General features: G+C 49.7%; 20 protein-coding genes and 1 tRNA gene. 9 read left to right on the top strand and 12 right to left on the bottom strand.

Annotation, left to right across the window (positions count from 1 at the left end; genetic code table 11):
• Positions 1 to 47 precede the first annotated feature (47 nt).
• Positions 48 to 929 carry a glucose-1-phosphate thymidylyltransferase RfbA gene (gene rfbA / locus QEZ41_RS05565; RefSeq protein ID WP_289410405.1) on the bottom strand — a complete coding sequence of 294 codons (882 nt, stop codon included), beginning with the start codon at positions 927 to 929 and terminating at the stop codon, positions 48 to 50.
• Positions 930 to 1093: 164 nt separating this feature from the next.
• Between rfbA and QEZ41_RS05560 the strand changes: the two genes are divergently transcribed.
• From QEZ41_RS05560 to dinB, 3 genes are read left to right on the top strand one after another with little or no spacing between them, the layout of a single operon-like run.
• Positions 1094 to 2239 (top strand): methionine aminotransferase, encoded by a 1146-nt coding sequence (locus QEZ41_RS05560; protein ID WP_289410404.1) that lies wholly within the window; start codon positions 1094 to 1096, stop codon positions 2237 to 2239.
• Complete coding sequence (locus QEZ41_RS05555; protein WP_289410403.1) at positions 2227 to 3027, top strand: amidohydrolase; 801 nt, start codon at positions 2227 to 2229, stop codon at positions 3025 to 3027. The genes QEZ41_RS05560 and QEZ41_RS05555 overlap by 13 nt, the downstream gene beginning before the upstream one ends.
• An 11-nt stretch (positions 3028 to 3038) precedes the next feature.
• The gene (gene dinB, locus QEZ41_RS05550; protein ID WP_289410402.1) at positions 3039 to 4100 is read left to right on the top strand and encodes a DNA polymerase IV; all 1062 of its coding nucleotides are present in this window, start codon (positions 3039 to 3041) and stop codon (positions 4098 to 4100) included.
• 12 nt (positions 4101 to 4112) lie between these two features.
• Here the strand turns inward: dinB and QEZ41_RS05545 are convergent, their stop codons facing one another.
• The 9 genes from QEZ41_RS05545 to QEZ41_RS05505 all read right to left on the bottom strand — a co-directional run bounded on the left by QEZ41_RS05545 (position 4113) and on the right by QEZ41_RS05505 (position 12056).
• Positions 4113 to 4862, bottom strand: a complete 750-nt coding sequence (locus QEZ41_RS05545; protein WP_289410401.1) for a sulfite exporter TauE/SafE family protein — start codon at positions 4860 to 4862, stop codon at positions 4113 to 4115.
• Between the two features lie 43 nt (positions 4863 to 4905).
• The gene (gene ychF / locus QEZ41_RS05540) at positions 4906 to 6006 is read right to left on the bottom strand and encodes a redox-regulated ATPase YchF (RefSeq protein ID WP_289410400.1); all 1101 of its coding nucleotides are present in this window, start codon (positions 6004 to 6006) and stop codon (positions 4906 to 4908) included.
• 67 nt (positions 6007 to 6073) lie between these two features.
• Positions 6074 to 6658: an aminoacyl-tRNA hydrolase gene (gene pth / locus QEZ41_RS05535; protein ID WP_289410399.1), complete on the bottom strand. Its 585-nt coding sequence runs from the start codon at positions 6656 to 6658 to the stop codon at positions 6074 to 6076.
• A 173-nt stretch (positions 6659 to 6831) separates the two neighbouring features.
• Positions 6832 to 7470 (bottom strand): 50S ribosomal protein L25/general stress protein Ctc, encoded by a 639-nt coding sequence (locus tag QEZ41_RS05530; protein ID WP_289410398.1) that lies wholly within the window; start codon positions 7468 to 7470, stop codon positions 6832 to 6834.
• A gap of 96 nt (positions 7471 to 7566) precedes the next feature.
• Entirely contained in the window at positions 7567 to 8508 is a 942-nt protein-coding gene (locus QEZ41_RS05525) for a ribose-phosphate pyrophosphokinase (RefSeq protein WP_289410397.1), read from the bottom strand.
• A gap of 85 nt (positions 8509 to 8593) precedes the next feature.
• Positions 8594 to 8668 (bottom strand) — tRNA-Gln (locus QEZ41_RS05520).
• 4 nt (positions 8669 to 8672) lie between these two features.
• The gene (gene ispE, locus QEZ41_RS05515) at positions 8673 to 9539 is read right to left on the bottom strand and encodes a 4-(cytidine 5'-diphospho)-2-C-methyl-D-erythritol kinase (RefSeq protein WP_289410396.1); all 867 of its coding nucleotides are present in this window, start codon (positions 9537 to 9539) and stop codon (positions 8673 to 8675) included.
• Between the two features lies 1 nt (position 9540).
• Entirely contained in the window at positions 9541 to 10155 is a 615-nt protein-coding gene (gene lolB, locus QEZ41_RS05510) for a lipoprotein insertase outer membrane protein LolB (RefSeq protein WP_289410395.1), read from the bottom strand.
• Positions 10152 to 12056: a tetratricopeptide repeat protein gene (locus QEZ41_RS05505; RefSeq protein WP_289410394.1), complete on the bottom strand. Its 1905-nt coding sequence runs from the start codon at positions 12054 to 12056 to the stop codon at positions 10152 to 10154. The genes lolB and QEZ41_RS05505 overlap by 4 nt, the downstream gene beginning before the upstream one ends.
• A gap of 253 nt (positions 12057 to 12309) precedes the next feature.
• Between QEZ41_RS05505 and QEZ41_RS05500 the strand changes: the two genes are divergently transcribed.
• From QEZ41_RS05500 to ligA, 6 genes are all read left to right on the top strand, one after another.
• Positions 12310 to 13512 carry a sensor histidine kinase gene (locus QEZ41_RS05500; protein ID WP_289410393.1) on the top strand — a complete coding sequence of 401 codons (1203 nt, stop codon included), beginning with the start codon at positions 12310 to 12312 and terminating at the stop codon, positions 13510 to 13512.
• Positions 13512 to 14876, top strand: coding sequence for a sigma-54-dependent transcriptional regulator (locus QEZ41_RS05495; RefSeq protein WP_289410392.1), 1365 nt, complete (start codon positions 13512 to 13514; stop codon positions 14874 to 14876). Before QEZ41_RS05500 ends, QEZ41_RS05495 begins: the two co-directional genes overlap by 1 nt.
• A gap of 108 nt (positions 14877 to 14984) precedes the next feature.
• Positions 14985 to 15707, top strand: a complete 723-nt coding sequence (locus tag QEZ41_RS05490) for a hypothetical protein (protein ID WP_289410391.1) — start codon at positions 14985 to 14987, stop codon at positions 15705 to 15707.
• Positions 15708 to 15734: 27 nt separating this feature from the next.
• Entirely contained in the window at positions 15735 to 19226 is a 3492-nt protein-coding gene (gene smc, locus QEZ41_RS05485; protein ID WP_289410390.1) for a chromosome segregation protein SMC, read from the top strand.
• Between the two features lie 251 nt (positions 19227 to 19477).
• A complete protein-coding gene (gene zipA, locus QEZ41_RS05480) occupies positions 19478 to 20284 on the top strand; it encodes a cell division protein ZipA (RefSeq protein ID WP_289410389.1) in 807 nt (268 codons plus the stop codon).
• A gap of 121 nt (positions 20285 to 20405) precedes the next feature.
• Entirely contained in the window at positions 20406 to 22772 is a 2367-nt protein-coding gene (gene ligA, locus QEZ41_RS05475) for an NAD-dependent DNA ligase LigA (protein ID WP_289410388.1), read from the top strand.
• A gap of 501 nt (positions 22773 to 23273) precedes the next feature.
• On the opposite strand, the gene QEZ41_RS05470 is transcribed toward ligA, so the two are convergent.
• On the bottom strand, positions 23274 to 24503 hold the full coding sequence (locus QEZ41_RS05470; RefSeq protein WP_289410387.1) for a uracil-xanthine permease family protein: 1230 nt from the start codon (positions 24501 to 24503) through the stop codon (positions 23274 to 23276).
• 1 nt (position 24504) lies between these two features.
• On the bottom strand, positions 24505 to 25143 hold the full coding sequence (gene upp, locus QEZ41_RS05465) for a uracil phosphoribosyltransferase (RefSeq protein WP_289410386.1): 639 nt from the start codon (positions 25141 to 25143) through the stop codon (positions 24505 to 24507).
• Positions 25144 to 25160 lie beyond the last annotated feature (17 nt).

Below are 25160 nucleotides of genomic sequence, written 5' to 3'. Positions count from 1 at the left end.
AGGGGGCTGGGGTCTATGTTAATAACGCCCAGCTTCCTTAGGGCTGTCTAGCCCAGTATGCGTTGCAAGTATTGACCATAACCTGTTTTTTCCAAGGCTTTGGCTTGCTCGGCGAGTTGCGCCGCATTGAGCCAGCCGTTGTGGTAAGCAATTTCCTCTAAGCACGCCACTTTGAGTCCTTGGCGGGCTTCGATGGTTTGTACAAATTGCCCCGCTTCCATCAACGAGTCGTGTGTGCCCGTATCAAGCCAAGCAAAGCCTCGACCTAACCGTTCTACATGCAGATCGCCACGCTGCAAATAGGCATTGTTCACATCGGTTATTTCTAGTTCGCCACGAGCAGAGGGTTTGATTTGTTTAGCTATGTGGGTGACATCGTTGTCGTAAAAATATAAACCGGTAACGGCGTAGTTAGATTTTGGTTGTTGCGGTTTTTCCTCGATGGAGACTGCTTTACCGTTCTCATCAAACTCAACCACACCAAAGCGCTCAGGGTCGGTAACGTGATAGCCGAAAATAGTTGCACCAGACTGGCGCTGTATGGCCTGTTTGAGCGTGGCGCTAAAGCCGTAACCATAAAAAATATTATCACCGAGAATAAGACACACATTGCTGGTGCCAATAAAGGTTTCACCGATGATAAAAGCTTGTGCCAAACCATCCGGTGAAGGCTGCTCGGCATAGCTCAGCTGTACGCCAAACTGACTGCCATCACCCAATAACTTGCGGAAATTAGGCAGGTCGTCGGGTGTCGAAATAAGTAAAATATCGCGAATACCTGCCAGCATTAATACCGATAACGGATAGTAAATCATCGGCTTGTCGTAAATGGGCAGCAATTGTTTGGAAATGCCTTGGGTGATGGGATACAGGCGTGTGCCGGAACCGCCAGCCAAAATAATGCCTTTAGTTGTGTGGGTGTTATGCATGGGCAGCCAAAGTCTCTTTATTTTCTACGATGATAGCGAGTATATAAGACTTTGCACTGTAATGAAGCCATAGAGCCTTTGGCTGGCAATGGTTTATTATATGAGGCGCTAACATTATTCAGCGTTTCCTATAGCTACTTTGTTCAAACACAAGGCTTACCTTCATGATTCAGTCCAAGCTTCCTGATGTGGGTTTAACCATCTTTAGTCAAATGTCGCAGCTCGCACAGCAGCATGGTGCGCTTAATCTGTCGCAGGGTTTTCCGGATTTCCAGGCGCCCGAACCCTTAATTGCCGCCTTGGGGCGTTATGCACAAGCTGGGCACAATCAATACGCCTCCATGGTAGGTGTTGCGCCCTTGCGTGAGCAGCTAGCGCAAAGTATCACGCAGCTTTATGGCGCTACACTGTGCCCGGAGCAGGAGCTCACCATTACGCCCGGCGCAACTCAGGCGTTGTTCTGTGCCATACAGGCCATCGTCGGACTGGGTGATGAAGTCATAGTGTTTGATCCCTGTTATGACAGTTATGCACCGGCCGTGCGTTTGGCAGGAGGACGTACAGTACATGTGCCGCTAAGCAGCGACTTTAGCTATGACTGGCAGGCTTTTGCTCAAGCGCTTTCGCCGCGTACGCGTTTGGTTATTATCAATAGCCCGCACAATCCCAGTGGTGCCACCATCACGCAGGAAGATTTAACCCAGTTGGCCCAGCTAACGCAGGAGCAGGGTATTTATATTCTGAGTGATGAGGTGTATGAGCATTTGTTGTTTGACGGACGCCAGCATCAGTCGGTGTTAAATCATCCGCAGCTTTTTTCGCGCGCCTGTGTGGTGGGCTCCTTTGGCAAAACTTTTCATGTGACGGGTTGGAAAACCGGTTACCTGGCTGCGCCGCCTGCATTGACAGCTGAGGTGCGAAAAGTGCATCAGTATGTGAGCTTTTGTGCGCCCACGCCTATCCAGCTAGCTTTGGCCGATTTTATGCAAAACCATCCTGAACACATTCAGGAGTTGCCCGCGTTTTATCAGGTCAAGCGTGATCAGTTATGTGCAGCGCTAACAGAGTCTCGATTTACTTTTAGCCCCAGCGCCAGTACCTATTTTCAATTGGTGGATTACCGAGCTATTCGTGATGATTTGGATGATGTAGCTATGGCGCGCTGGCTGACTGAGCACAAAGGTATCGCCAGTATTCCGTTGTCGGTCTTTTACCAGCAGCCACCTGAGCAGCAGTTTTTGCTAAGGTTATGTTTTGCTAAAACCACCGCCACCCTTGAACAAGCAGGAGAATTACTATGCGCGATATAAATGATCTGACTGACTTGCAGTTAGCCTTGGTGCAAGCACCCTTAGTGTTTGGGGATGTAAAAGCAAATTTGGCAAACTTTGAACGCTTACTTACCCAGGTTCAGGCTGCTGATTTGGTCGTGTTGCCCGAAATGTTTAATACCGGTTTTAGCATGGAGTCCGCCGCACATGCAGAAGAAATTAACGGGCTAACGACCCAGTGGCTGTTGGTGCAGGCTAAACAGCTTAACGCTGTCGTTTGCGGCAGTTTGATTGTACGTGTGGCAGAGGGTGATTATCGCAATCGATTACTGTGGGCTTGTCCGGATGGCAGTTTGCAGCATTATGACAAGCGCCACTTGTTCCGCATGGTTGGTGAGCACGAGCACTATACTGCCGGTCAGCGGCAGCTGGTGGTCGAACTTAAAGGCTGGCGTATTCGTCCGCTGATTTGTTATGACCTGCGCTTTCCAGTGTGGAGCCGTGATGCGCAAAATACCGATTTACTGCTGTATGTCGCCTGCTGGCCAAAAGTGCGCCGCTCGACCTGGAATCGTTTGTTAGCCGCACGTGCCATTGAAAATCAATGCTATGTGGCGGGTGTTAACCGCATTGGTGAGGACCATAATGGTTACCCACACAGCGGCGACTCCCAAGCGCTGGATTATTTGGGTGATCCATTGTTGCTGGCGTATGAACAAGAAGGCGTTTACCACGTGCGCCTTAACGCGCAATCCTTAGCGCGCTTTAAACAGAAATTTCCTGCCTATATGGATGCAGATGATTTCAGTATTTCAGACAGGGATTGAGTAAGGCAGCCGTGGCAGAGCGCAAAATCATCCATATCGACGCGGATTGCTTCTATGCCGCGGTGGAGACGCGCGAAGACCCGGGTTTGCAGGGCAAGCCTGTGGCAGTGGGTGGTAATGAGCGTCAGCGCGGTGTGGTGGCGACCTGTAACTATGAGGCGCGTAGTTGGGGAGTGCACTCAGCGATGCCCATGGCGCAGGCACTTAAGCTGTGTCCTGACTTAATCGTCATTCACCCCAAAATGGATATATATCGCCAAGTTTCACGTGAGATTCACGCCATTTTGCAGGACTACAGCGACATTATCGAACCCTTATCCTTAGATGAGGCTTTTCTTGATGTAACTGCTAGTGAAAACTGTCATGGCAGTGCGACCCTGATGGCGCAAGAGATCCGCAGTCGCGTTTGGCAAGAGTTGCGTTTGGTGGTCTCGGCAGGCGTAGCGCCGAATAAGTTTTTAGCCAAAATCGCTTCGGACTGGCGCAAACCCAATGGCTTATTTGTGATTACGCCAGCCGAGGTGGATGAGTTTGTTTTGCAGTTGCCGGTGACGAAATTGCATGGTGTGGGGCGAGTGACTGCACAAAAGCTTGAGCGATTAGGAATCAGTGATTGCGCCACCTTACGCAAGTTTGAGCCGCTGCAGTTAATCAAACACTTTGGCAAGTTTGGCGAGCGTTTATGGCAACTGGCTCATGGCAGGGACGAGCGTCCTGTAGAGGCCAATAGTCGACGCCAAAGTGTGAGTGTTGAGCAGACATTTAACCAAGATCTGCCGGATTTGGCGGCCTGTTTGGCGCAAATACCTATGCTCATGGAGAGTTTAAATAAACGTTTGGCGCGCGTAGGTGAGGAATATCGAATTGACCGTCCCTACGTAAAAATCAAGTTCCATGACTTTACCCAAACCACTTTGGAGCAGGCGGGCGCGTTGGTGAGCCAAGAGCGTTACGCCATGATGCTGTCTGCCGCTTATGCCCGCGGTAACAAACCGGTGCGTTTGCTGGGTTTGGGGATTCGCTTGGAAGACTTGCAAGGGCAGGCGCAACAGCTTGAGCTGCCTTTTGATTGAAGTGCGTTAAAATTAATTGAGCAGCTTTTGTGCTGCTATTGTCAGGCTAACCGTCAGTAATACCAAAGCAAATATTCGCTGCAGGGTCGGACCGCCGAGTTTGTAGGCCAAACGATTGCCGAGTAAAACGCCAATTGCACCACCGCTAAACAGTCCAGCCAGTAAGCCAACGGGCGGACTAGCTGAGCTTATATAGATCAAAAAGCCTGAGCCAGAAACCAGCGCAATCACTGCCATGGATGTAGCTGTTGCCGCCAGCATGGACAGTGAGCTAAACCACAGCAGGGCAGGAACGATTAAAAAACCACCGCCAACGCCCATTAAGCCAGAGAGTACGCCGACCAATAAGCCAATACCGACCAAAATAGCAGGGCGGTGTTGGCGTTCTGTAGTATCAGGTAAGCGTGCTTGACGCCACATACGCTGCGCGGACCAAAGCACCAGCAAGCAAAAGGCGATAACCAAATAGGTTTCATTGGTATAGTGCCCCAGAAACTGTCCGATCCAACTGCCTGGCACGCCGGTAATGGCTAGGGTGAGCACGGTACGCGAGTGGATATGGCCGCTACGCCAGCGGCCGATGGCGCCAATCAAGGCGGATAAACCCACAACACCTAAACTTATTCCGATAGCGTCGCGCATGGGTAAGTGTAGGCTGAGCAGTAATGGCAGGGCAACCAGCGAACCCCCAGCCCCAGTTAGGCCCAGCAGGCTGCCTAAAATCAAACCGATGCCAAGTGCTTCTGGGGTAAGTAAAGTCATTAGCGGGGGACTGGATTGCCTATGGTGTAGCTATTAGAACCTATTACACATTGAAGCGGAAGTGCATTACATCGCCATCTTTAACGATATATTCCTTACCTTCCAAGCGCCACTTACCAGCTTCTTTAGCACCGGCCTCGCCTTTGTACTGAATAAAATCGTCATAGCTAACAACTTCTGCACGAATAAAACCGCGCTCAAAGTCCGTATGGATCACTGCTGCTGCTTGCGGTGCAGTAGCGCCTACTTTTACTGCCCAAGCGCGTACTTCTTTAACGCCCGCAGTGAAGTAGGTTTGTAAATTTAACAGTTGATAGCCTGCACGAATAACACGGTTTAGACCGGGTTCATCAAGACCTAAGTCTTCAAGTAGCATGTCTTTGTCTTCGCCATCGTCCAGCTCAGCCAGCTCAGCTTCAACTTTGTTACATACTGCCACAACTAGGGCGTTTTCTTCGGCGGCAATTTCGCGCACTACATCCAGCAGAGGGTTATTTTCAAAACCATCTTCAGCCACGTTAGCAATGTACATGACGGGCTTGCTGGTTAAAAAATGAAAACCTTTAACGATGCGTTGTTCTTCTTCGCTCCAGTCTTTGATAAGTGAGCGCGCTGGCTTAGCTGAAGTAAAGTGATCCAGTAGCTTTTCTAAAATAGCTTTTTGTTGCAAAGCTTCTTTATCGCCACCCTTGGCATTACGGCTTATACGCTGTAATTGTTTTTCGCCACTTTCTAGGTCGGCAAAAATAAGCTCCAAGTCGATAATTTCAATATCTCGTTTTGGGTCAACGCTGTTGGCAACGTGAATGATGTTATCATCTTCAAAGCAGCGCACCACGTGGGCGATAGCATCTGTTTCACGGATATTAGCCAAAAACTTATTGCCTAGGCCTTCTCCTTTAGAGGCTCCTTCCACCAAGCCAGCGATATCCACAAACTCCATACTGGTGGGCAGCACGCGCTCGGGCTTGACGATTTGCGCTAAAGCATCTAGGCGTGGATCCGGTACAGGCACAATGCCGCTGTTGGGGTCTATAGTACAAAAAGGGAAGTTTTCAGCAGCAATGCCAGATTTGGTTAGCGCATTGAAAAGAGTGGATTTGCCGACGTTGGGTAGGCCGACGATACCGCATTTAAACCCCATAAAACGTACCTCAAAATAAAAGAAAGGCTGCTAGGTGGCTAGTGCCGAACAAAAAGGTGGCAGCAGGCTAGGCTTTGTAACTGTGTAATTGTTGCGTGGCGCGTGACCATTGTCCGTCAAGGATTTCAGGCAATACAGCAATGGCGTGCTCTATTGTAGAGTCAATCAGTTGTTGCTCGCTACTAGGCGCACGGCCTAGAACAAAGCCGGTAACCTGACTGCTATGACCTGGGTGGCCAATACCAATGCGTAAGCGATAAAATGTATTCTGATTGGCAAGGCAGGCAATAATGTCTTTTAAACCGTTATGACCACCATGTCCGCCGCCCTGTTTAAGTTTGCAAGTACCGGGTGGCAAATCTAATTCATCATGAACGACAAGGATTTCTTCAGGCTTGATGCGGAAAAAATTAGCCAGCGTAGCAACAGACTGACCGCTACGGTTCATGTAGGTGGTAGGAATAAGCAGACGCACATCTTGGCCTTGATGAGTAAATTTTGCACTAAGGCCAAAATATTTTTTATCTGGGCTGAGCGTACAGTGCATGGCATCTGCGAGTCGCTCAACAAAAAGAGCCCCAGCGTTATGCCTTGTCTGTTCGTATTGTGGACCCGGGTTACCTAGGCCAACGATCAGTTTTACAGCAGTCACGACTGGGGCTCCTTAAGGCAGAGGCAGAATCAGGAAGCCTCTGAATAACTACCTGCGTAGCTATCACTGCGTTAAAAACGTACTCAAAATGCTCATTTACTTGGTGTAAACTGCGCTTTTTCATGCGTTTTTGCCTTGTGCTAGCGTCCTCGGTAACGTTATTCAGACGTTCCTTAGTCTTCTGCTTTCTCGTCTTTTGCTTCTTCAGCAGCATCAGCTGCTTCAACTACTTCGTCTTCTTCTGCAGATACGCGTGCTGCGGTTACCGTAACTACGGCAATACCAGTGCCAACAAACTCAACACCCTTAGGTGCTTTAATGTCTTCAACGTGAATCACCTGACCCACTTCAAGGTTGGCAACATCAACTTCGATGGTATCTGGCAGATCTTTAGGCAAGCAAGAAACTTCTAGCTCAGGAGACGGACGGAACAGTTCACCGCCATCACGCTTAACACCCACACAGTTTTCTTCGTTGATGAGTGTAACTGGGATTAATGCAGTCAGCTTCTGGTTAGCAACAACGCGGATAAAGTCAGCGTGTAACACAAAGCCTTTGGCCGGGTGGCGCTGCAGGTCTTTGATCAGTACGTCTTCTTTTTTGCTGCCAATCTTGAGGGTCAAGATGCTGTTAAAAGCAGCTTCGTTAAGCAATAGCTTAGCCATCTCACGGTTTTCAAGGCTGATTGAGGCAGCTTCTTTACCTGCGCCATAAATGACAGCAGGAATCAGATTGGCGTTGCGACGTAGGCGGCGGCTCGCACCTTTCCCTAAGTCAGAACGCTCTTGGGCATTCAGAGTAAATTCGCTCATTGTGTATCTCCAGTAAACAACACCGCCTAACACCTGCGACCAGTGTTAGGCGGTTGATTTATCAGCCTGTTAATCAGGCTGTAGTTACCAGCGCTATTAACGGAACATAGCGCTGATGGATTCTTCATTGCTGATGCGGCGAACTGCTTCTGCAACTATAGGGCCTATATCGAGTTGGCGAATTTTGCTGCACGCCTGAGCGGCGGCTGACAATGGAATGGTGTTGGTAACAACAATTTCATCCAGTTGTGAGCCTTCAATGTTTTCTAGGGCGCGGCCCGAGAAAATAGGGTGCGTACAGTAGGCTAAAACTTTGGCAGCTCCGCGCGACTTAAGCGCTTTGGCAGCAGTGCACAGTGTGCCGGCAGTATCCACCATGTCATCAACTAGTATACAAGCGCGTCCTTCAACATCACCAATGATATGCATCACTTCTGATTCGTTGGGCTTTGGACGACGTTTGTCGATAATGGCTAAGTCTACACCCAGAGATTTTGCGACAGCACGCGCACGTACTACCCCGCCAATATCGGGTGAAACAATAATTTTATTCTCGAAACGTTGCTCTTGAATATCGTCAACCAAAACAGGCGAGCCGTAGATGTTATCTACTGGTATATCGAAAAAGCCTTGAATTTGGTCAGCGTGCAAATCTACGGTTAAGAGGCGATCTACACCGACGGTGGAGAGCATGTCAGCCACGACCTTGGCGCTAATAGCTACACGAGCTGAGCGCGGACGACGGTCTTGGCGGGCATAGCCAAAATATGGAATAACCGCAGTAATGCGAGATGCAGAAGAGCGACGGAAGGCGTCAACCATTAATACGAGTTCCATAAGGTTGTCGTTGGTTGGTGCGCAAGTAGGCTGAATTAAGAAAACATCCTTACCGCGAACGTTTTCATTAATTTCAACACTGACTTCACCGTCAGAGAACTTACCTACGGACACGTCGCCCAAAGGCATGTGTAACTGACGTGCAACGCGGCGGGCTAAGTCGGGGTTTGCGTTCCCCGTAAAGATCATCATCTTGGACACGCGCAGTACCTGTTTTACTGAGGGTGGGCCTGACGAAAAAAACCTTTGTGGTTTTGCTTTCGCGAACCACAAAGGTTTCGGAATATGGCAGGGGCGGCTGGATTCGAACCAACGCATGACAGGATCAAAACCTGTTGCCTTACCGCTTGGCGACGCCCCTAAATCTAGCGTTCTAGTTTGTTTTGTAATTCTTTGTGCAGTAAAGAAACATTACTGCCTTTAGCAACGAAACAATCAAGTTTGCTTGAAAGCTGGTGCGATACTTTAACAGCATCTATCTCATTTGGGAAGACCCCAAATATGCAGCTTCCAGTTCCTGTTAACCTTGCTTGGGCGTGTTGCTCTAGCAGTGCTAGGGCTTGTCCAACTTCGGGATAATGTTTAACTACTACAGCTTGGCAATCATTTCGACCGCCTTGCTCAAGAACGGTGCGTACTTTAATTACTGCGCTGTCGCGTGTCAAGCCGGGATCGCTAAAAACTTTTGCCGTGCTAATAAAAACGGCTGGTTTAACCACCAAATACCAAGGTTCGGCGAGCTCAACAAAGGTTAGTTTTTCACCAATGCCTTCAGCGAAAGCCGCTTTACCATGGACGAAAACGGGTACGTCAGCACCCAGTTGCACGCCCAGTTCGGCCAGTTGCTCTAAGGATAAACCTAGGTGCCAGAGATGATTTAGCCCCAGCAAGGTGGTTGCAGTATTGGAGCTGCCGCCGCCAACACCACCACCGATGGGAAGGTTTTTCTCTAACCAGATGTCAGCACCCAGCGAGCAGCCTGTGTGCTGCTGTAGCAACTTAGCGGCTTTAACGATGAGGTTGTCATGAGGCAGCACGCCAGCAATGGGTGTTTGTAGCTGAATAAGCCCGTCGGTACGAGAATTAAAGTGTAGATAGTCCGCATAATCTAGAAACTGAAACAGTGTCTGTAGCTCGTGATAGCCGTCATCGCGCTGCCCAACAATATGCAGCATCAGATTTAACTTGGCGGGAGCAGGTAGGCTTAAACAGCCTTGTACCGGTGGTTGCATATCAATCTTGCCATTGTTTAATAAACAAAGTGAGTTCGAGTCCGGGGCCGTAAGCTTTGATACGCTGGGGTAAGCGCGCGCCCGTCTTGGTGGTTTGATAGCTTAGATAATCTAGTTTCCAATTAGCCTGTTGAATTTGGTAGGCAAGGCTGTCGTCATTAAGCATCACCTGATGTTTAATTTTGGGCGCTGGCAGACCGCGCACCCACCAGAGCAGGTGATCCAGTGGAACACTCCAGCCTAGTAACTGTTGCATGAGGTGTTCGACGGAGTTGGACGTGACTTTGTGTGTGTTGGTGGTCAGTTGTACTTGGTTGGGCAGACCGCTGAGGCGTAAGTTGCCTTGCCCTAAGGGGCCGCTGACTTGAATATCGAAGTGTTTTTGCTCTTGCAGCCAGCTTAGTGCGCCGCTGCCCGATTGTTGATTGCTGCGTATGGCGATTTTTCCAGTGATCTGCCAGCTATCTACTTGGCTTATCTGCTGTTGGTGGGCTTGCCAGAGTTTTTCATTGCCTAGACCTGTGGGTTTCTCTGTTTTAGAGAGATTGCTACAGGCGCTAAGCAGTATGAGTGTGGTGAGTAGAAGTAGCGGTCGGCTAAAAAGTTTAAGTCTCATTTAAACCAGTTTTTCCTGTTATCTAGACGTTTGAGCGTATCTAGTAACACGGGGTGCTCTGCGTCCAAGTCGAGGCCTTGCTGCCAGATTTTTCTGGCTTGGCGTTTATCACCTCGCTCCCATAAAACTTCCCCCAGATGTGCGGCAATTTCGGCGTCGGGGTAGGCAGCAAAGGATTGCTCTAAGTATTTAAGCGCTTGCTCAGGCTGTTTGAGCTTGAAATAAATCCAGCCCAAGCTATCAAGAGTGGCTGGATCCTGTGGGTCTATTTCATGCGCTTCTTGAATAAGTTGTAATGCTTCTTCGTATCGATCAGTGCGATCGGCCAGAGTATAGCCTAGTGCATTGAGGGCGATGCTGTGCTTGGGGTCTTGCGCGATGATGGTGCGTAAGTCGCGCTCAAGCTGTGCTAAGTCGCCTCTTTGGTCGGCCACCATAGCTCGGGTGTACAGCAGTCTGTGATCATCAGGAAACTCAAGCAGGGCATGTTCAAGGCGCTGCCAAGCAAGGTCGAGCAGTTTAAATTTGCTTAGCGTTTCAACTTCTATTAGGTAGAGCTCAACGGCTTGCTCGCTGTTGTTTTGCTGCGCTTGCTCAAACAGTAGTGAAAAATTGATCAGGTTGTTTTCGCTTAGCAGTAGGTTGGCTTGGCGCTGGATGGCGGCTAGATAGTTACGGCCCTCGTTCACGGAGCTGTATGCCGTTATAGCGTGCTCGTTGTTGCCCAGCTCTTCGTAGCAGCGCCCCAGATTGTAGAGTGCGGTATCGGTGTAGCTATCGCGTGCTAACAGCTCTTCAAAATAGACGATTGCTTCTTCCCAAGCTTCCAAGTCCAGATTGATGTAACCCAGCGCAAGGCGATAATCATCATCGAAGGGATTGAGCTGTAATAATTCTAAAAACTCGGCACGCGCATCTTCTAAGCGGTTTGCGCTGATTAATTGTCGAGCGTAGCTGAGACGAATGGACTCGTTGTCAGGTTGCTGTTCGAGTATTTGCTGGAATACAGCAAGGCTGGCATCGGTTTGCCCTAATTGTTGTAGCAGTTTGGCTTTAAGGGTGAGTACGGCGACTGCTGCTTGCGGGTGGCTAATCTGGTTGACTAGGTGTAATGCCTGCTGCGGGTTGTTTTTTTGTAGCAAAATAGCTTTAGCCAAAATTAGCGGATTATGGTTTGGGTATTTATCCAGCAAAGCATCAAAATGAATTAATAGTTCTTGTTGCGTATGTTGGTCTGCATGGCTGGCAGAAAAAGCAATCCAATCAAAATAGCTGCTACCTTCTGGATCTAAAGCAATGGCGTGTTCCATATAATCCATAGCTTCTTGGTAGCGCTGCGTTTTAATCAATTCAGCCGCCGCTGCGCGCTGTGCTTGCGCCGAGTTTTCATCCAGTTGCGCCCAGAGTAGAGCATTGCTCAGTGCGGGTTTTTGGAGATCAAGAAACTCTGCGATTTTATAAGCGCGTTCAGCGATTTGTGCGTTTTGAGTTGTTTGCGCTTGAAGGCTGTAATTTTCTAGCGCGATGTAAGGTCGGTTACGATGCCCGGCTATCTCAGCCGTTAATAGACTGAGCATGGCCTCTGTAGAGAAGTTTGCTATGGCTTCCTGCTCATCCTTGGTGGGCTGCTGTTCTAGGCTGTCTTGTGGGTCGGGCGCAGGTGTTGACAGTGTTTGGCAGCCGCTGAGTATGTAAATCAAGATGCCAATAAAAGTCAGCTGGGTGATAAAGCACATGCGGCTGGAAACAAGCTGTACTAAACGAGCAGGCAAGGTTGTGTGCTGGCTGGATTCGGCTGCGCAGGCACACTGAGTTGCACTGGCTAGACGTGCGAGTGTGTTTTTTTCCTGAGCTTGTTCAGGGTATGACTGGGGTGACTTGGACTTGATTTGGTTTTCCATAATTTACACTAAAAGTAAAGATTTCTATGCGTGCATAATGACACAAGCGCCACTTGATTGCATATGCGACGGTAAAAATACTACGCGATTAAATGAAGCGTTGCAGGGGTAAAATTCGCATTGTTTGCTTTATAAAGAGCGCTCATATTTAGAGAGCTTTGCGGCACGAGGCGAGTGTTTTTGATGGTTAGGCACGTAAATTGCTTCTTGCAGGTTAACTGTCTGTTTTTTGACGAATCTGTTGAGGTTGTTTATGTCTGCCAATTTACCGTTGCGTGCTGAATCTGAGCTTGATGCCGTGCATTCAAGCGCACCTGTGTCTGCAACACCGGCTGACTTAGCAGCAATAAGCCAGCTTTCTGCTAGTTTGGCCCAGTCTTTGGAGCTTATGCAACAGCGTTACGCGCAAATCCAAGATGAGCTAGCCAGTGTTAGCCGTCAACGTTTGGATGAGTTGGCTGAGAAAGAGCGTTTAGCGCAGCGCTTACAAAGTACTTTAGACGCCTTACCTAGCGGCGTGATTGTTCTAGATGCGCAAGGCTATGTGCGTCAAGCCAACCCGGCGGCGCAGCATATTCTACAAGTAGAGCTTACGGGCAGACTGTGGCGTGATTTGATTCTGCAATGCTTTCAGCCGCAAGCCGATGATGGACATGAGATTTCTTTGCGTAATGGCAAGCGTATCTCTTTGGCGATTCAAAGTCTGCACGGTGAGCCCGGGCAGCTTATTTTATTAACGGATTTAACCCATACGCGCCAGCTGCAAGATCAGCTGGCGCATCAAGGACGGCTGTCAGCGTTAGGTAAAATGACCGCGGCTTTGGCGCATCAAATTCGTACACCGCTGTCTGCAGCGCTGCTGTACGCAGAGCATTTGCAAGAACCACTACCTGAACCGATGCAGCAACGTTTTGCTCAGCGTGTGCAGCAAAGCCTGTATGAGCTAGAACGGCAGATTCGCGACATGTTGCTCTTTGCGCGCGGCCCTTTGCCGCTTGAAGAGCAACTCACGGCGCAGCAGCTATTGAGTGCGCTGCAGCAGGCGGCTGAACCACATATTAGCGGGCGGCAAGTACGCTGGTGTCTATCCGCCCCAGCAGCGCAACTGCGCTGTAGTCAAGACATGCTGATTGGTGCGCTAATGAACTTGTTGCACAACGCTCTGCAAGCAGCTGCACAGCAAGCAGTCAAGGTGCATATTTATCGTAAACATAAGTATTTACGCATCGCCGTAGTAGATAACGGTCCGGGTATGTCGGCAGATATTTTGCAGCAGGCGGGTGAGGATTTTTTTAGCCGTAAAAGTACCGGAACCGGTTTAGGGCTAATGGTAGTGCAGGCCGTAGCTAAAGCACATCAAGGACAATTTATGTTGCGCTCTAAGGCGGGCTGGGGAACCTGTGCGATTTTACAGCTTCCACTCATGCCACAGGCGCAAGAAGCAGGAGAATACTAATGCAGCGTCATATTTTATTGGTTGAAGATGACCGCGCCTTGCGCGAAGCGCTGTCAGATAGTTTGCAGTTAGCAGGTTTTCAGTGTGAGGCCGCCGCTGATGCCAAGCAGGCGATTGTCGCCTTGCAAGAGCGTAGTTTCAGCATGGTGCTGAGCGATATCAATATGCCGGGCATGGATGGTCAGGAATTACTGGGCTATATCGTTAAAAACGCACCCGGCACACCCGTAGTATTAATGACCGCCTACGGTGATGTGCAAGGCGCTGTCCACGCCATGCGCAATGGCGCGGTGGATTATTTATTAAAGCCTTTTAGCAGCAAAGCTTTGCTTAAACTGGTTGAGCGCTATGCATTGGGCGCTATGTCCGATGAAGAAACCATAGCGGTCGATCCGGCTAGCGTTGAACTGCTTAAACTAGCCAAGCGCGTTGCACTAACCGATGCCACTGTGCTCATTACCGGAGAGTCGGGCACAGGTAAAGAAGTGTTGGCGCGCTATATCCACCAGCATTCGGCCTGCAGCCAAGGGCCTTTTGTCGCGATTAATTGCGCTGCTATTCCAGAAACCATGCTGGAAGCAACGCTGTTCGGTCATGAGAAGGGCGCCTTTACCGGTGCTGTAGCCAGTAAACCGGGTAAGTTTGAACAGGCCAATGGCGGTACGTTGTTGTTGGATGAGATATCAGAAATGCCGGTGGAGTTGCAAGCTAAACTGTTGCGCGTATTGCAGGAGCGCGAAGTTGAGCGTGTCGGTGGCAGCAAGGTGATAAAACTAGATGTGCGGGTATTGGCAACCAGTAATCGCGATCTGCCACAAAATATTGCACAGGGGCGTTTTCGTGAAGATCTGTACTATCGTTTGTCGGTCTTTCCCTTGGCTTGGCTGCCTTTGCGTGAGCGACCCTTGGATATAGTGCCTTTGGCCGAGCGTCTGCTGGCGGTGCATGCAGCAAAGCAGGGGCGTGCTGGTGTATGTTTTGCGCGGTCTGCGCAACAGGCTTTACAGCAGTACGGTTGGCCCGGCAATGTGCGTGAACTGGATAATGTGGTGCAGCGCGCGTTAATTTTGCAGCAGGGTCATTGTATTGAAGTGCAAGACTTGGGATTGCAGGGTTTTTTCTTAAGCGCGACGAGCGCGCAGACAGCAGTAGCGCAGCAAAATGAGACGAGCGTCACAGCGGCAGCCAGTAATGATTTAGAACAAGATACGCGTATGCATGAATTTCATTTAATCGCTCAAGCGTTACGCCAAGAGAATGGGCATCGCGAGGCGACAGCTAAGCGCTTGGGGATTAGTTCGCGCACACTGCGTTACAAGTTAGCGCAAATGCGTGACATCGGCTTGTTGGAACAGTCAGCCTAATACTTATACCTAGGTTGCTGAATACTAATCAGAAGTTGCCTAGTTTTGCTGAACTTTTGGCGTTATCATCAGACTCATTTCATCATGAGCCAGATCGAGGACACATCAATGAGTGAGCTGCAAAAGAAAGCCGGACAGACTTTTAGTGAGGTTAAGTACTCCCATATTAATTGGGGCGTACATATGCTACCGACCATCAAACAAGCTGCTGATGAGTTTAATCAGGAGTTGTCTAGCCAGGAACTTCCACCAGTAAAGCTCTTAATCCATAGCGAAGAAAGCAAAGGTCGTTCAGCCAAAAAGCAAGAGCTAATGGGTGACCAGATTGAGTTTTATTACGATGCTCAGCCTATTGACGTACCTGAGTCAGTACCGGGACGTGACAGCATTGTTGAGCTGGAAGAAGAAAAAGCACGCTTAGTGTTTTCGCAATCGCTATCGGGCGGCATCAGCGCGGAAATTTACCCGCCTCACTCAGAAATTGCCCATCCCGTTAAAGAATCCTATGTGGTCAATAGTTGGGAAAACCCAGGTCTTATCGGTAAAGACGATATTCTGGACTTGTTACGCCTAACCACCAAACTTAATGCGTATTGCGGCTCGATTAACTATCCTAACCCTACCGGCTATAAGCTGTTAGCCAAACTAGAAGCAAAAGATGCCATTTTAAGTCAGGGTAAATCCAAACTATGGACTTGGATTAACTACTACACTCGCGACTCTAAAGCAGGCGGACGTTTTTATAGCCGAGAAGCCGAGTCCGTAGAGGCCGCTGCAGTTACGGAAGAAAAAACCAAGCGTAAACCACGTGCCGCTGCGAAAAAGAAATAATAAACAGCTAACTTTAGCGAGCCATTTGTGCGACTAAAATGCATACGTTTAGCCGGCTTTAAATCCTTTGTTGACCCAACCACTGTTAGTTTCCCCAGTAATATGACAGCAGTGGTGGGGCCTAACGGCTGTGGTAAGTCCAACATTATTGATGCCGTACGTTGGGTGCTGGGTGAAAGTTCCGCCAAAAACCTACGCGGCGAAGCCATGACGGATGTGATTTTTAATGGCTCCAATACCCGTAAGCCGGTTTCCCAAGCTAGCATTGAGCTGGTGTTTGATAACTCTGCCGGTACCTTGCCGGGTGAATATGCCAGTTACGCCGAAATTTCTATCCGCCGCACCGTCACGCGAGAATCCCAAAGCACCTATTACCTTAACGGCACCAAGTGTCGTCGCCGTGATATTACCGATATATTCCTAGGTACGGGTTTAGGCCCGCGTAGCTACGCCATTATCGAGCAGGGCATGATTTCGCGGCTCATCGAGGCACGTCCTGATGATTTGCGAATTTTTATTGAAGAAGCTGCTGGGATTTCCAAATACAAAGAACGCCGTCGCGAGACAGAGAACCGCATTCGACGTACCCAAGATAATCTGGCGCGCTTAAGTGATTTGCGTGATGAGCTAGGCCGCCAAATTGAACGACTGCACCGTCAAGCACAGGCGGCAGAGCGCTATCAAAATCTACAGCAGCAGTTAGAGCAATATAAAAGCCAGTTAACTGCCATGCGTTGGCAAGCGTTGGCGCAGCAGGGCGAACAGCTGGAGCAGTTGCTCGCCAGCCAAGAAAATCATCTGCAAGAGCATATCAGCGCGCAATACCAAGCCGATGCGCAAACAGAGCAGTTGCGTGATCAGCAGCATGAGCTCAACGAAACGTTCAATAAAATACAGGCGCGATTTTACGCCCTAGGTGCCGATATTGCCCGCACTGAACAAAGTATTCAGCATGGTCAGCAACGTCTGCGTCAACTGCATGATGACTTGCGTGATGCGCAGCGCCAGCAGCAAGAAACCCAAGCACATTTGGCGCAGGATCAAGGGTTACTGGAAGAGCTGACTGAGCAGCAGATCTTGTTAGAAGAGAGCTACACCGCTGCCTGTGAGCAGGACGAGATAAATCAGGCCGCTTTTTTGCAGGCAGAAGAACAACTGCAAGAATGGCAAGAACAATGGCAGCGCTTTAACGCAATCAGCAGTACGCCTAAGCAACAGGCTGAGGTTGAACGGCTACGTATACAACAGCTCAGAACGAATATTCAGCAATTACAACAGCGCATCAGCAACCTGAGTAATGAGCAAGAGCAACTGGTTACTGCGGTAGCCCAGCAAACCGCTGCCGAGTTGCAGGAACAGCTGGCCATGCTCGAAGAACAGTTGGCTGAAGTTGCGTTGCAACAAGAAATCAGTAACGAGCAGCAGCATCACCAGCGCCAACGTATTAAAGAATTGCAACACAAGCGCCATGAACAGCAGACCCAGCTACAGCGCTGCCAAGGTCAGCTCAGTGCCTTACAGGCTTTGCAGCAAGACGCTGTGCAATCAACTGATGAATTGCAGCAATGGTTGTCTGAGCAGCATCTGTCGCAAGCACCGCGCTTGGCTGACGTGTTACGGGTGGAGTCTGGCTGGGAACGTGCTGTTGAAAGCGTGCTGGGTGAAGATGTACATGCCCTCTGTGTTGCCCAGTGGCCCAGTGATTTTGCCAAGCTGGATAACGCCCATGTACGTATGCTCAAGCAATCAAGCGCAGATAGCGAGGTTAATCCGCACACATTACTGACTAAGGTTTTAAGCTCAGAGGTTGATTTAAGTGCTTGGCTGGCTAAGGTGCATTGTGCAGAAAACCTCGACCAAGCGTGGACGATGCTCGACAGTCTTGCCGCTGATGCCAGCGTGGTAACACGTGATGGCTTTTGGCTCAGCTCGCATTTTTTAAGGGTGCAGTTAGGGCAGGATAATCAACAGGGTGTATTGCAGCGCGCGCAGCAGTTAGAACAGTTGGCGGAGCACGAGCACATGCTGGTGCAACAGCTGGAGCAAAACACACATGCGTTAGAAGGTGCGCAAAACCAGCTGGCAGAGTTAGAGCAGTCGGCACAGAGGTTGCGTCAGCAGGAGCAGAGTTACAGTACCCAGCTCAGCGAGAAAAAAAGCCAGCTGGCAGCCATACAGGCACGTGCGGAACAGCTGGAAAAACGCCAGCAACAAATATCCGAACAGCTGCAAGAGCTGCATGAGCAGCAGGCTATCGATCACGAGCGGCTAGCCGAATCTGAACTGCTACTCGAACAGGCCGAACAGGCCGTGGCTGATGCGCAAGGGCAAGCGCAGCGGTTACAGCAACAGCAAGCAGATAAGCGCCATGCTTATGAGCAAGCGCGCAACCAAGCGCAGACGAGTCAGCAGCAGGCACAACAGCTCAAGTTGCAGCTGAGTACCGTAATCACGCAAAAGCACTCAACCGAACAGGCGCTGGAACGCTTACGCGTACAAATTGAGCGTGTTAATCAACGTCAAGAACAGCTTGGTTTGGACTTGGAGGAAGGCGAATCACCCATTGAAGAGTTACGTGCCAAGCTTGAAGAGCAACTCCAGCAGCGTTTAGCCGTAGATGAAGAGCTACGCGGCGCACGTATGGCGGTAGAAGAAACAGAGCAACAGTTGCGTCAGCTAGAAAAACAACGTCACCAAGCACAGCAGCAGGCCGAGCAGGTACGCAATGAAGCAGAAAAACTGCGCTTAAATAAACTGTCTCTTGAGGTGCAACAGCAGGCGCACATCGAACAATTAGCCACTACAGGGCTAGCGGTGCATGAGGTATTACTTGGCTTGCCCAGCGATGCGGCCATGGATAGCTGGCAAGCAACGACTGAGCAATTAAATGAGCAGATCCAACGTCTGGGAGCGATTAACTTAGCGGCAATTGAAGAATACCGACAGCAATCCGAGCGTAAAAATTATCTGGATACGCAAAACGAAGATTTAGAAGAAGCATTGTCGACACTGGAAAACGTCATTCGTAAGATTGATCGTGAGACACGTCAGCGCTTTAAGGAAACATTCGACAAAATCAATGCGGGCTTACAAGACTTGTTCCCGAAGGTGTTTGGTGGCGGCATGGCCAGTCTTGAACTTACGGGCGAAGATTTGCTCGATACTGGGGTGGCGATTATGGCGCGGCCACCGGGTAAGAAAAACAGCACCATTCATCTGTTGTCCGGTGGTGAAAAAGCATTAACCGCCTTGGCGCTCGTATTTGCCATTTTCCAGTTAAATCCAGCGCCATTTTGTATGCTGGATGAAGTGGATGCGCCTTTAGATGATGCAAACGTGGGTCGATATGCGCGTTTAGTGAAAGAAATGTCGGATAAAGTGCAGTTTATTTATATCACCCACAATAAAATTGCCATGGAGATGGCGCATCAGCTTTTGGGGGTGACAATGCAGGAGCCGGGCTGCTCAAGGATGGTTGCAGTGGACTTGGAAGAGGCGGCGGCAATGGCTGAACAATAGTCTAATTGTTGTTTATAATATTTAATTACTTAACCTAGGTTCAAAATGAGCTGTGTATTTTGTTAAGATACGCACATTGAAGGGGTAGGCGAATCGAAATACTCATTTATCAAGTGAAAACTGCGTTTATATCTACTTTGCTTTCGCTGCTTGATTTAGGTTGTGCAGAGGTTTCTTGGTAGGTTTTTCCCAATATACTTATTAATTATTGGCTTATTTATTTTTAAAAGTTTTGCGGTTTTGAGGGTTGTATGGATATGGGTTTGCGCGAGTGGCTAGTTATTTGTGGCTTGGTGGTGGTGCTGTTAGTTATTTTAGATAGCGTACGCCGACATTTTGGGCGAAATTCACTTAAATTTAAGCTGGATCGCAAGCTAATCAACCAGTTTTCTGAAGATGTTGATAATCCGGAAATAGTGGGGCCTGTACGTGTAGCTAAGAACAAAGCTGCCAAAGAAAAAACGGTCAAAGAGCCTTACTTAGGTGTGCCTGATTCAACCATTGATGACGCCATGAGGGAATATGAGGAGCGCCAGGCCAACCTTTATATCGATGAGCCTATTCAAGCCAGCCAGGATGCCTTTGAGTTTGCTGATGACGAACCAGAGGTGAGTGATACTCCGGTCGAGTTTGAAGAGATTTTGGTCGTTTATGTAGAGTCGTTTGATGAAGCAGGGTTCCACGGACAAGACCTGCTGCAGTGCTTACTAGAGAGTGGTTTGCGCTTTGGAGAGATGGATATTTTTCACCGTCATGAAACCATGTCCGGTAAGGGTGCAAAGCTTTTCTCCATGGCCAATGCGCTTAATCCTGGCGTGTTTGATCTGGATAATATGGACGACTTTAGCACCAGGGCCGTATGTTTCTTTATGAGCCTACCCGGACCCAAGCAGCCTAAACAAGCCTTTGACTTGATGCTGAATGCAGCACGTAAACTAGCCAACGATCTAGGTGGAGAGCTTAAAGACGATCACCGCAGCGTATTAACTACGCAAACTATTGATCTATTCCGTCAAAGAATTACCGACTTTGAGCGTCGTAACATGCTGCTTAAATAGTAATAGTATCGGTAAAAGTTAACACCCAGCTATCCTGTAGGTCGGGTTTGACGAGACGGCTTACATTAACCATCGCTTCACGCAGCCTTATTGCTTCACGCAGCATTTCAAGGTATTCGCCATGTCCCAGTCTTTGTCCCCCGTACAGCAGTTGGCGCAGTTGCGCGCGCAAATCCAGCAGTATGATTATCAATATTATGTATTGGATAACCCCAGTGTTCCCGATGCTGAATATGATCGTTTATTCCAACAACTGCAAGAATTAGAAAGCCAACATCCTGAGTTAATTACCTCGGAATCCCCCAGTCAGCGCGTGTCCGGCAAACCTATGGAAGGCTTTCAGCAGGTGCGCCACAGTATTCCTATGCTCAGTTTGGGTAATGCATTTGAGCAAACGGATATGCAGGCGTTTGTGCAGCGTATCGAGCGCGCCTTGTCCGGCGGACAGGCGCAGAACGACCTATTTGCTCAGCCGGAGCCCATTATTTTTTGCTGTGAACCCAAGCTTGATGGTTTGGCGGTTAGCATCAGTTATGTGGATGGTGTATTGGAGCAGGCGGCCACTCGTGGTGATGGTGCTGTGGGCGAAGACATTACTCATAACGTACGCACGATTCGTAATGTGCCGCTGCGTTTACTTGGACAGGGCTGGCCGCAACGTTTGGAAGTGCGCGGCGAGGTGTATATGCCCAAGGCCAGCTTTGCTGCACTTAATGAGCGCGCTATTGCTGCCGGAGAGCGGGTTTTTGCCAATCCTCGTAATGCGGCAGCGGGCAGTTTGCGCCAATTAGATGCCAAAATTACAGCGCAGCGACCGTTAGAGTTTTGCTGTTACGGGCTGGGTGACAGTCATATTGCTGAAACGCAAAGCGATATTATGAAGCAATTACAGCAGTGGGGTATTCCTATCAGTCCAGAGTTGCGCGTGGTTGAGGGTGTGCAAGGCTGCTTGGATTACTATCAGGATATTGGCGCACGCCGCAATGATTTACCCTATGAAATTGATGGGGTGGTGTTTAAAGTTAACGCTATTGAACAGCAAGATGAGCTGGGTTTTCGTGCGCGTGAACCGCGCTGGGCAATTGCATATAAATTCGCTGCCCAAGAAGAAATTACTATTTTGCAGGACGTTGAATTTCAGGTGGGGCGCACAGGCGCTATTACCCCAGTAGCGCGTTTACAACCCGTGCAAGTAGGCGGCGTTACTGTGTCTAATGCAACGCTGCACAACATGGATGAAATTGAGCGTTTAGGATTAATGATTGGCGATACGGTGATAGTGCGCCGTGCCGGCGATGTTATTCCCAAAGTAACCCAGGTGGTACTGGAGCGTCGACCTGCCGATGCGCGCGCCATCACGCAGCCGCAACACTGCCCCGAATGTGGTTCACTGGTTGAGCGCACGCAGCTTCGGCGTCACAGCAAGGCGGGTGAGGTGTTAAGTCAGGGCGCTATTTGGCGCTGTGTGGGTCGCTTAAGTTGTCCTGCGCAGCTCAAACAGGCGCTATTGCACTTCGTCTCGCGCAAAGCCATGGATATAGATGGCTTAGGCGAGAAAATTATTGATCAGCTGGTCGAGCGAGGGTTGGTGCGTTCACCGGCGGATTTATACCACTTAACCTATGAACAGGTTATCGAGCTGGAAGGCTTTGCCCAGCTGTCTACGGAAAACCTCCTGAACGCCGTCAGTGCGAGTAAACAACCAGAGCTAGCGCGGTTTCTGTATGCCTTGGGTATTCCCGATGTGGGCGAAGAAACCGCCAAGGTGCTGGCGCGTTGCTTAGGTAGTCTGGCCCGTGTTCAGCAGGCTTTGCCGCAAACCTTGCAGTGGTTGCCGGAAGTGGGGCATGAAGTAGCCCATGAGATTTTTAACTTCTTTCAAGGTGAGCATAACCAGCAGGTTGTCGCAGCGTTATTGGCCGCAGGCATTGAGCTGCAGGACGAAACGGAGCTGGCGGCAGAGCTGGCAGGCTCTGTCACTTTTGCCGACTTTATTGAGCAGTGGCAAATCAGCGGTATTGCCCGCACCACGGCGCAGCGTGTAGCAGAGCATTTTTCCTCATTGAGCGAATTACTTACCGCCGACTGGCTGGCGCTTGCGGCTGTGCCTAAGTTGCCGGAAAAAGCGGCGCAAAACCTATTGTTTTTTTTACAAAGTGCTGAACAAGTGCAGTGCATTGAGCAAGCGGAACAGCAGTTGCTGGAGTTTGGTATGCATTGGACATGCGAGCAGCAAGCACAAGAACAAGCAGCGCTGAGCGGACAAACCTGGGTGTTGACCGGCACGCTTAGTCAGTTGACCCGCAGTCAAGCTAAGCAGCGATTAGAGGCGCTTGGGGCTAAGGTGGCAGGCTCTGTGTCCAATAAAACAGCTGTGGTTGTGGCAGGTGAAAGTGCGGGTTCTAAACTGACTAGAGCGTTAGAGTTAAAGATTCCAGTATTAAATGAACAAGAATTTATCCAGCGTTTAACTGAGCTTGAAAGCTAAGGAACCTCTGAATAACGTTACCGAGGACGCTAACACAAGGCAAAAACGTGCGAAAAAGCGCAGTTTACACCGAGTAAATGAGCATTTTGAGTACGTTTTTAACGCAGTGGTAGCTACGCAGGTAGTTATTCAGAGGCTTCCTAATAAAGCCTGTAAATATAAGGGGTAGCTGTAATTTGTGGATGGCCGGTCATAAGTAGACTGTATAGACTTTTGTTTAGTGGCACTGCGCTATGCTTAGCTCTAGAATAGCGACCGTCTACCTCCTGCGAGAAGACAGATTCATGCGTAAACGTTCCTCCCCCGGAACGTATTTCTTTAAGACGGCCTTCGGGTCGTCTTTTTTTTTCTGCGCTCAGAGTGTACCGCTAGCACTCGAGCTGGTTTGATAATTCGCCTAAGCGCGTAACGGACTCTTGGTTTGCAGGGATGCGGCTAGCAACTAGGGTATTAGAATAGCTACGCGCGTAACGAGCTCCCACACAAGCGGTGCTTTAACAGCTAACGGTTTCGCGGTAAAAGCAGGTTCAGCAGCAAAGCCGCTACAGCGCAAAGAGAAATACCCGATAGCGCAAAATCTCCGCTGCCCATCACCATGCCGCCAATGCCAAACACCAGTGTGACTGAAACGATAATCAAATTACGCGCTTCAGATAAATCAACTTGGTTGCGGATCAGGGTGTTAAGACCGACCACAGCAATAGAGCCAAACAGCAAACACAGAATCCCACCCATCACAGGCACGGGAATACTTTGCATGGCCACGCCAAACTTACCAATAAAAGCCAACGCAATGGCAAAGACAGCGGCCCACGTCATAATGTTGGGGTTAAAGTTGCGCGTCAGCATCACTGCACCAGTAACCTCGGCGTAGGTGGTGTTAGGTGGACCGCCAAACAGTCCAGCCGCAGAGGTAGCGATTCCGTCACCCAATAAAGTGCGGTGCAAACCGGGCTCTTTGATAAAGTTCTTGCCAGTAACACCACCGATTGCAACGATGCCGCCGATATGCTCAATGGCTGGCGCTAACGCTACGGGCAGCATGTAGAGAATGGCACCGATATGAAACTCGGGCGCAACAAAGGCCGGCACGGCAAACCAGCTGGCTTCCAGTATAGGTTGCGTATCCACAACGCCCAGCGCCAAGGAAAGTGCGCAACCCACAACAATACCGGCAAGAATAGGTACCAAGCGAAATAAGCCTTGGCCCAGCACGGCCACCGCTAATGTGCTGCACAGTGCCGACATGGAAATAATCATCGCAGTGCTGTATTCAATCAACTGCACGCTTCCGTCACCGGCTTTCCCCATGGCCATATTGACGGCTACAGGGGAGAGGGCAAGACCGATACACATGATCACCGGCGCAATGACCACAGGCGGCAGCAGGCGATCGATAAAGCCAGAGCCCTTAAGGCGTACCGCTGCGCTCAGAATCATATAAACCACACCCGCCGCAATAATCCCACCCATGACTGCCGGTAAGCCAAAGGCTGTTTTAGCAGCAAGAATAGGGGCGATAAAGGCAAAGCTGGACGCCAAAAAAACAGGAACTTGGCGTTTGGTTACCAACTGGAATAACAGAGTACCGATACCAGCGGTAAACAAGGCAACGTTAGGGTCCATGCCGGTAATCAGCGGCATGAGCACCAGCGCGCCAAAAGCAACAAACAGCATCTGCGCTCCAGCGAGGATTTGCCTTGGCAGCGGTTCTTTAAGTGAATCCTGCATGTTAGCTATCCTTCTGTTTGGTGCCGAAAATTCTATCACCCGCATCGCCCAGTCCCGGCACAATATAGCCATTGCTATCCAAGCCTTGGTCGATGGAGGCGGTATAGATTTTGACCTCAGGATGCGCTTGCTCCACGGCGGCAATGCCTTGCGGCGCAGCCACTAAGACCATGGCGCGGATCTCTTTACAGCCGGCTTTTTTTAACAGGTCGATAGTGGCGACCATCGAGCCGCCGGTGGCAAGCATGGGATCAATAATCAACGCCAAACGTGAACCCATATTAGGAGCTAATTTTTCCATATAGGTTTGCGCTTGCAGGGTTTCTTCATTGCGCACTACACCCACGGCACTGACTTTGGCACCTGGGATTAAGCTGAGCACGCCATCTAGCATCCCAATACCAGCACGCAAAATAGGTACTACAGTGATTTTTTTGCCGGCAATTTTTTCAACCTCAACCGTGCCGCACCATCCTTGGATGCTGTAGCTTTCCAGCGGTAAATCTTTGGTGGCTTCATAGGTCAGCAGTGCGCCAATCTCTTGTGCGAGTTCGCGGAAGTTTTTTGTACTCTCAGTTGCTCTACGCATAAGACCAAGTTTGTGGCGGATGAGTGGATGCTGGATTTCTTGTACTGACATGGCGGTGAACCTTTGTG

The organism is Thiopseudomonas acetoxidans (genome assembly GCF_030362935.1).
Classification (GTDB): Bacteria; Pseudomonadota; Gammaproteobacteria; order Pseudomonadales; family Pseudomonadaceae; genus Thiopseudomonas; species Thiopseudomonas acetoxidans.
The sequence above is the reverse complement of the archived record's forward strand: the minus strand, read 5'-3'. Positions and strand labels throughout refer to the sequence as shown.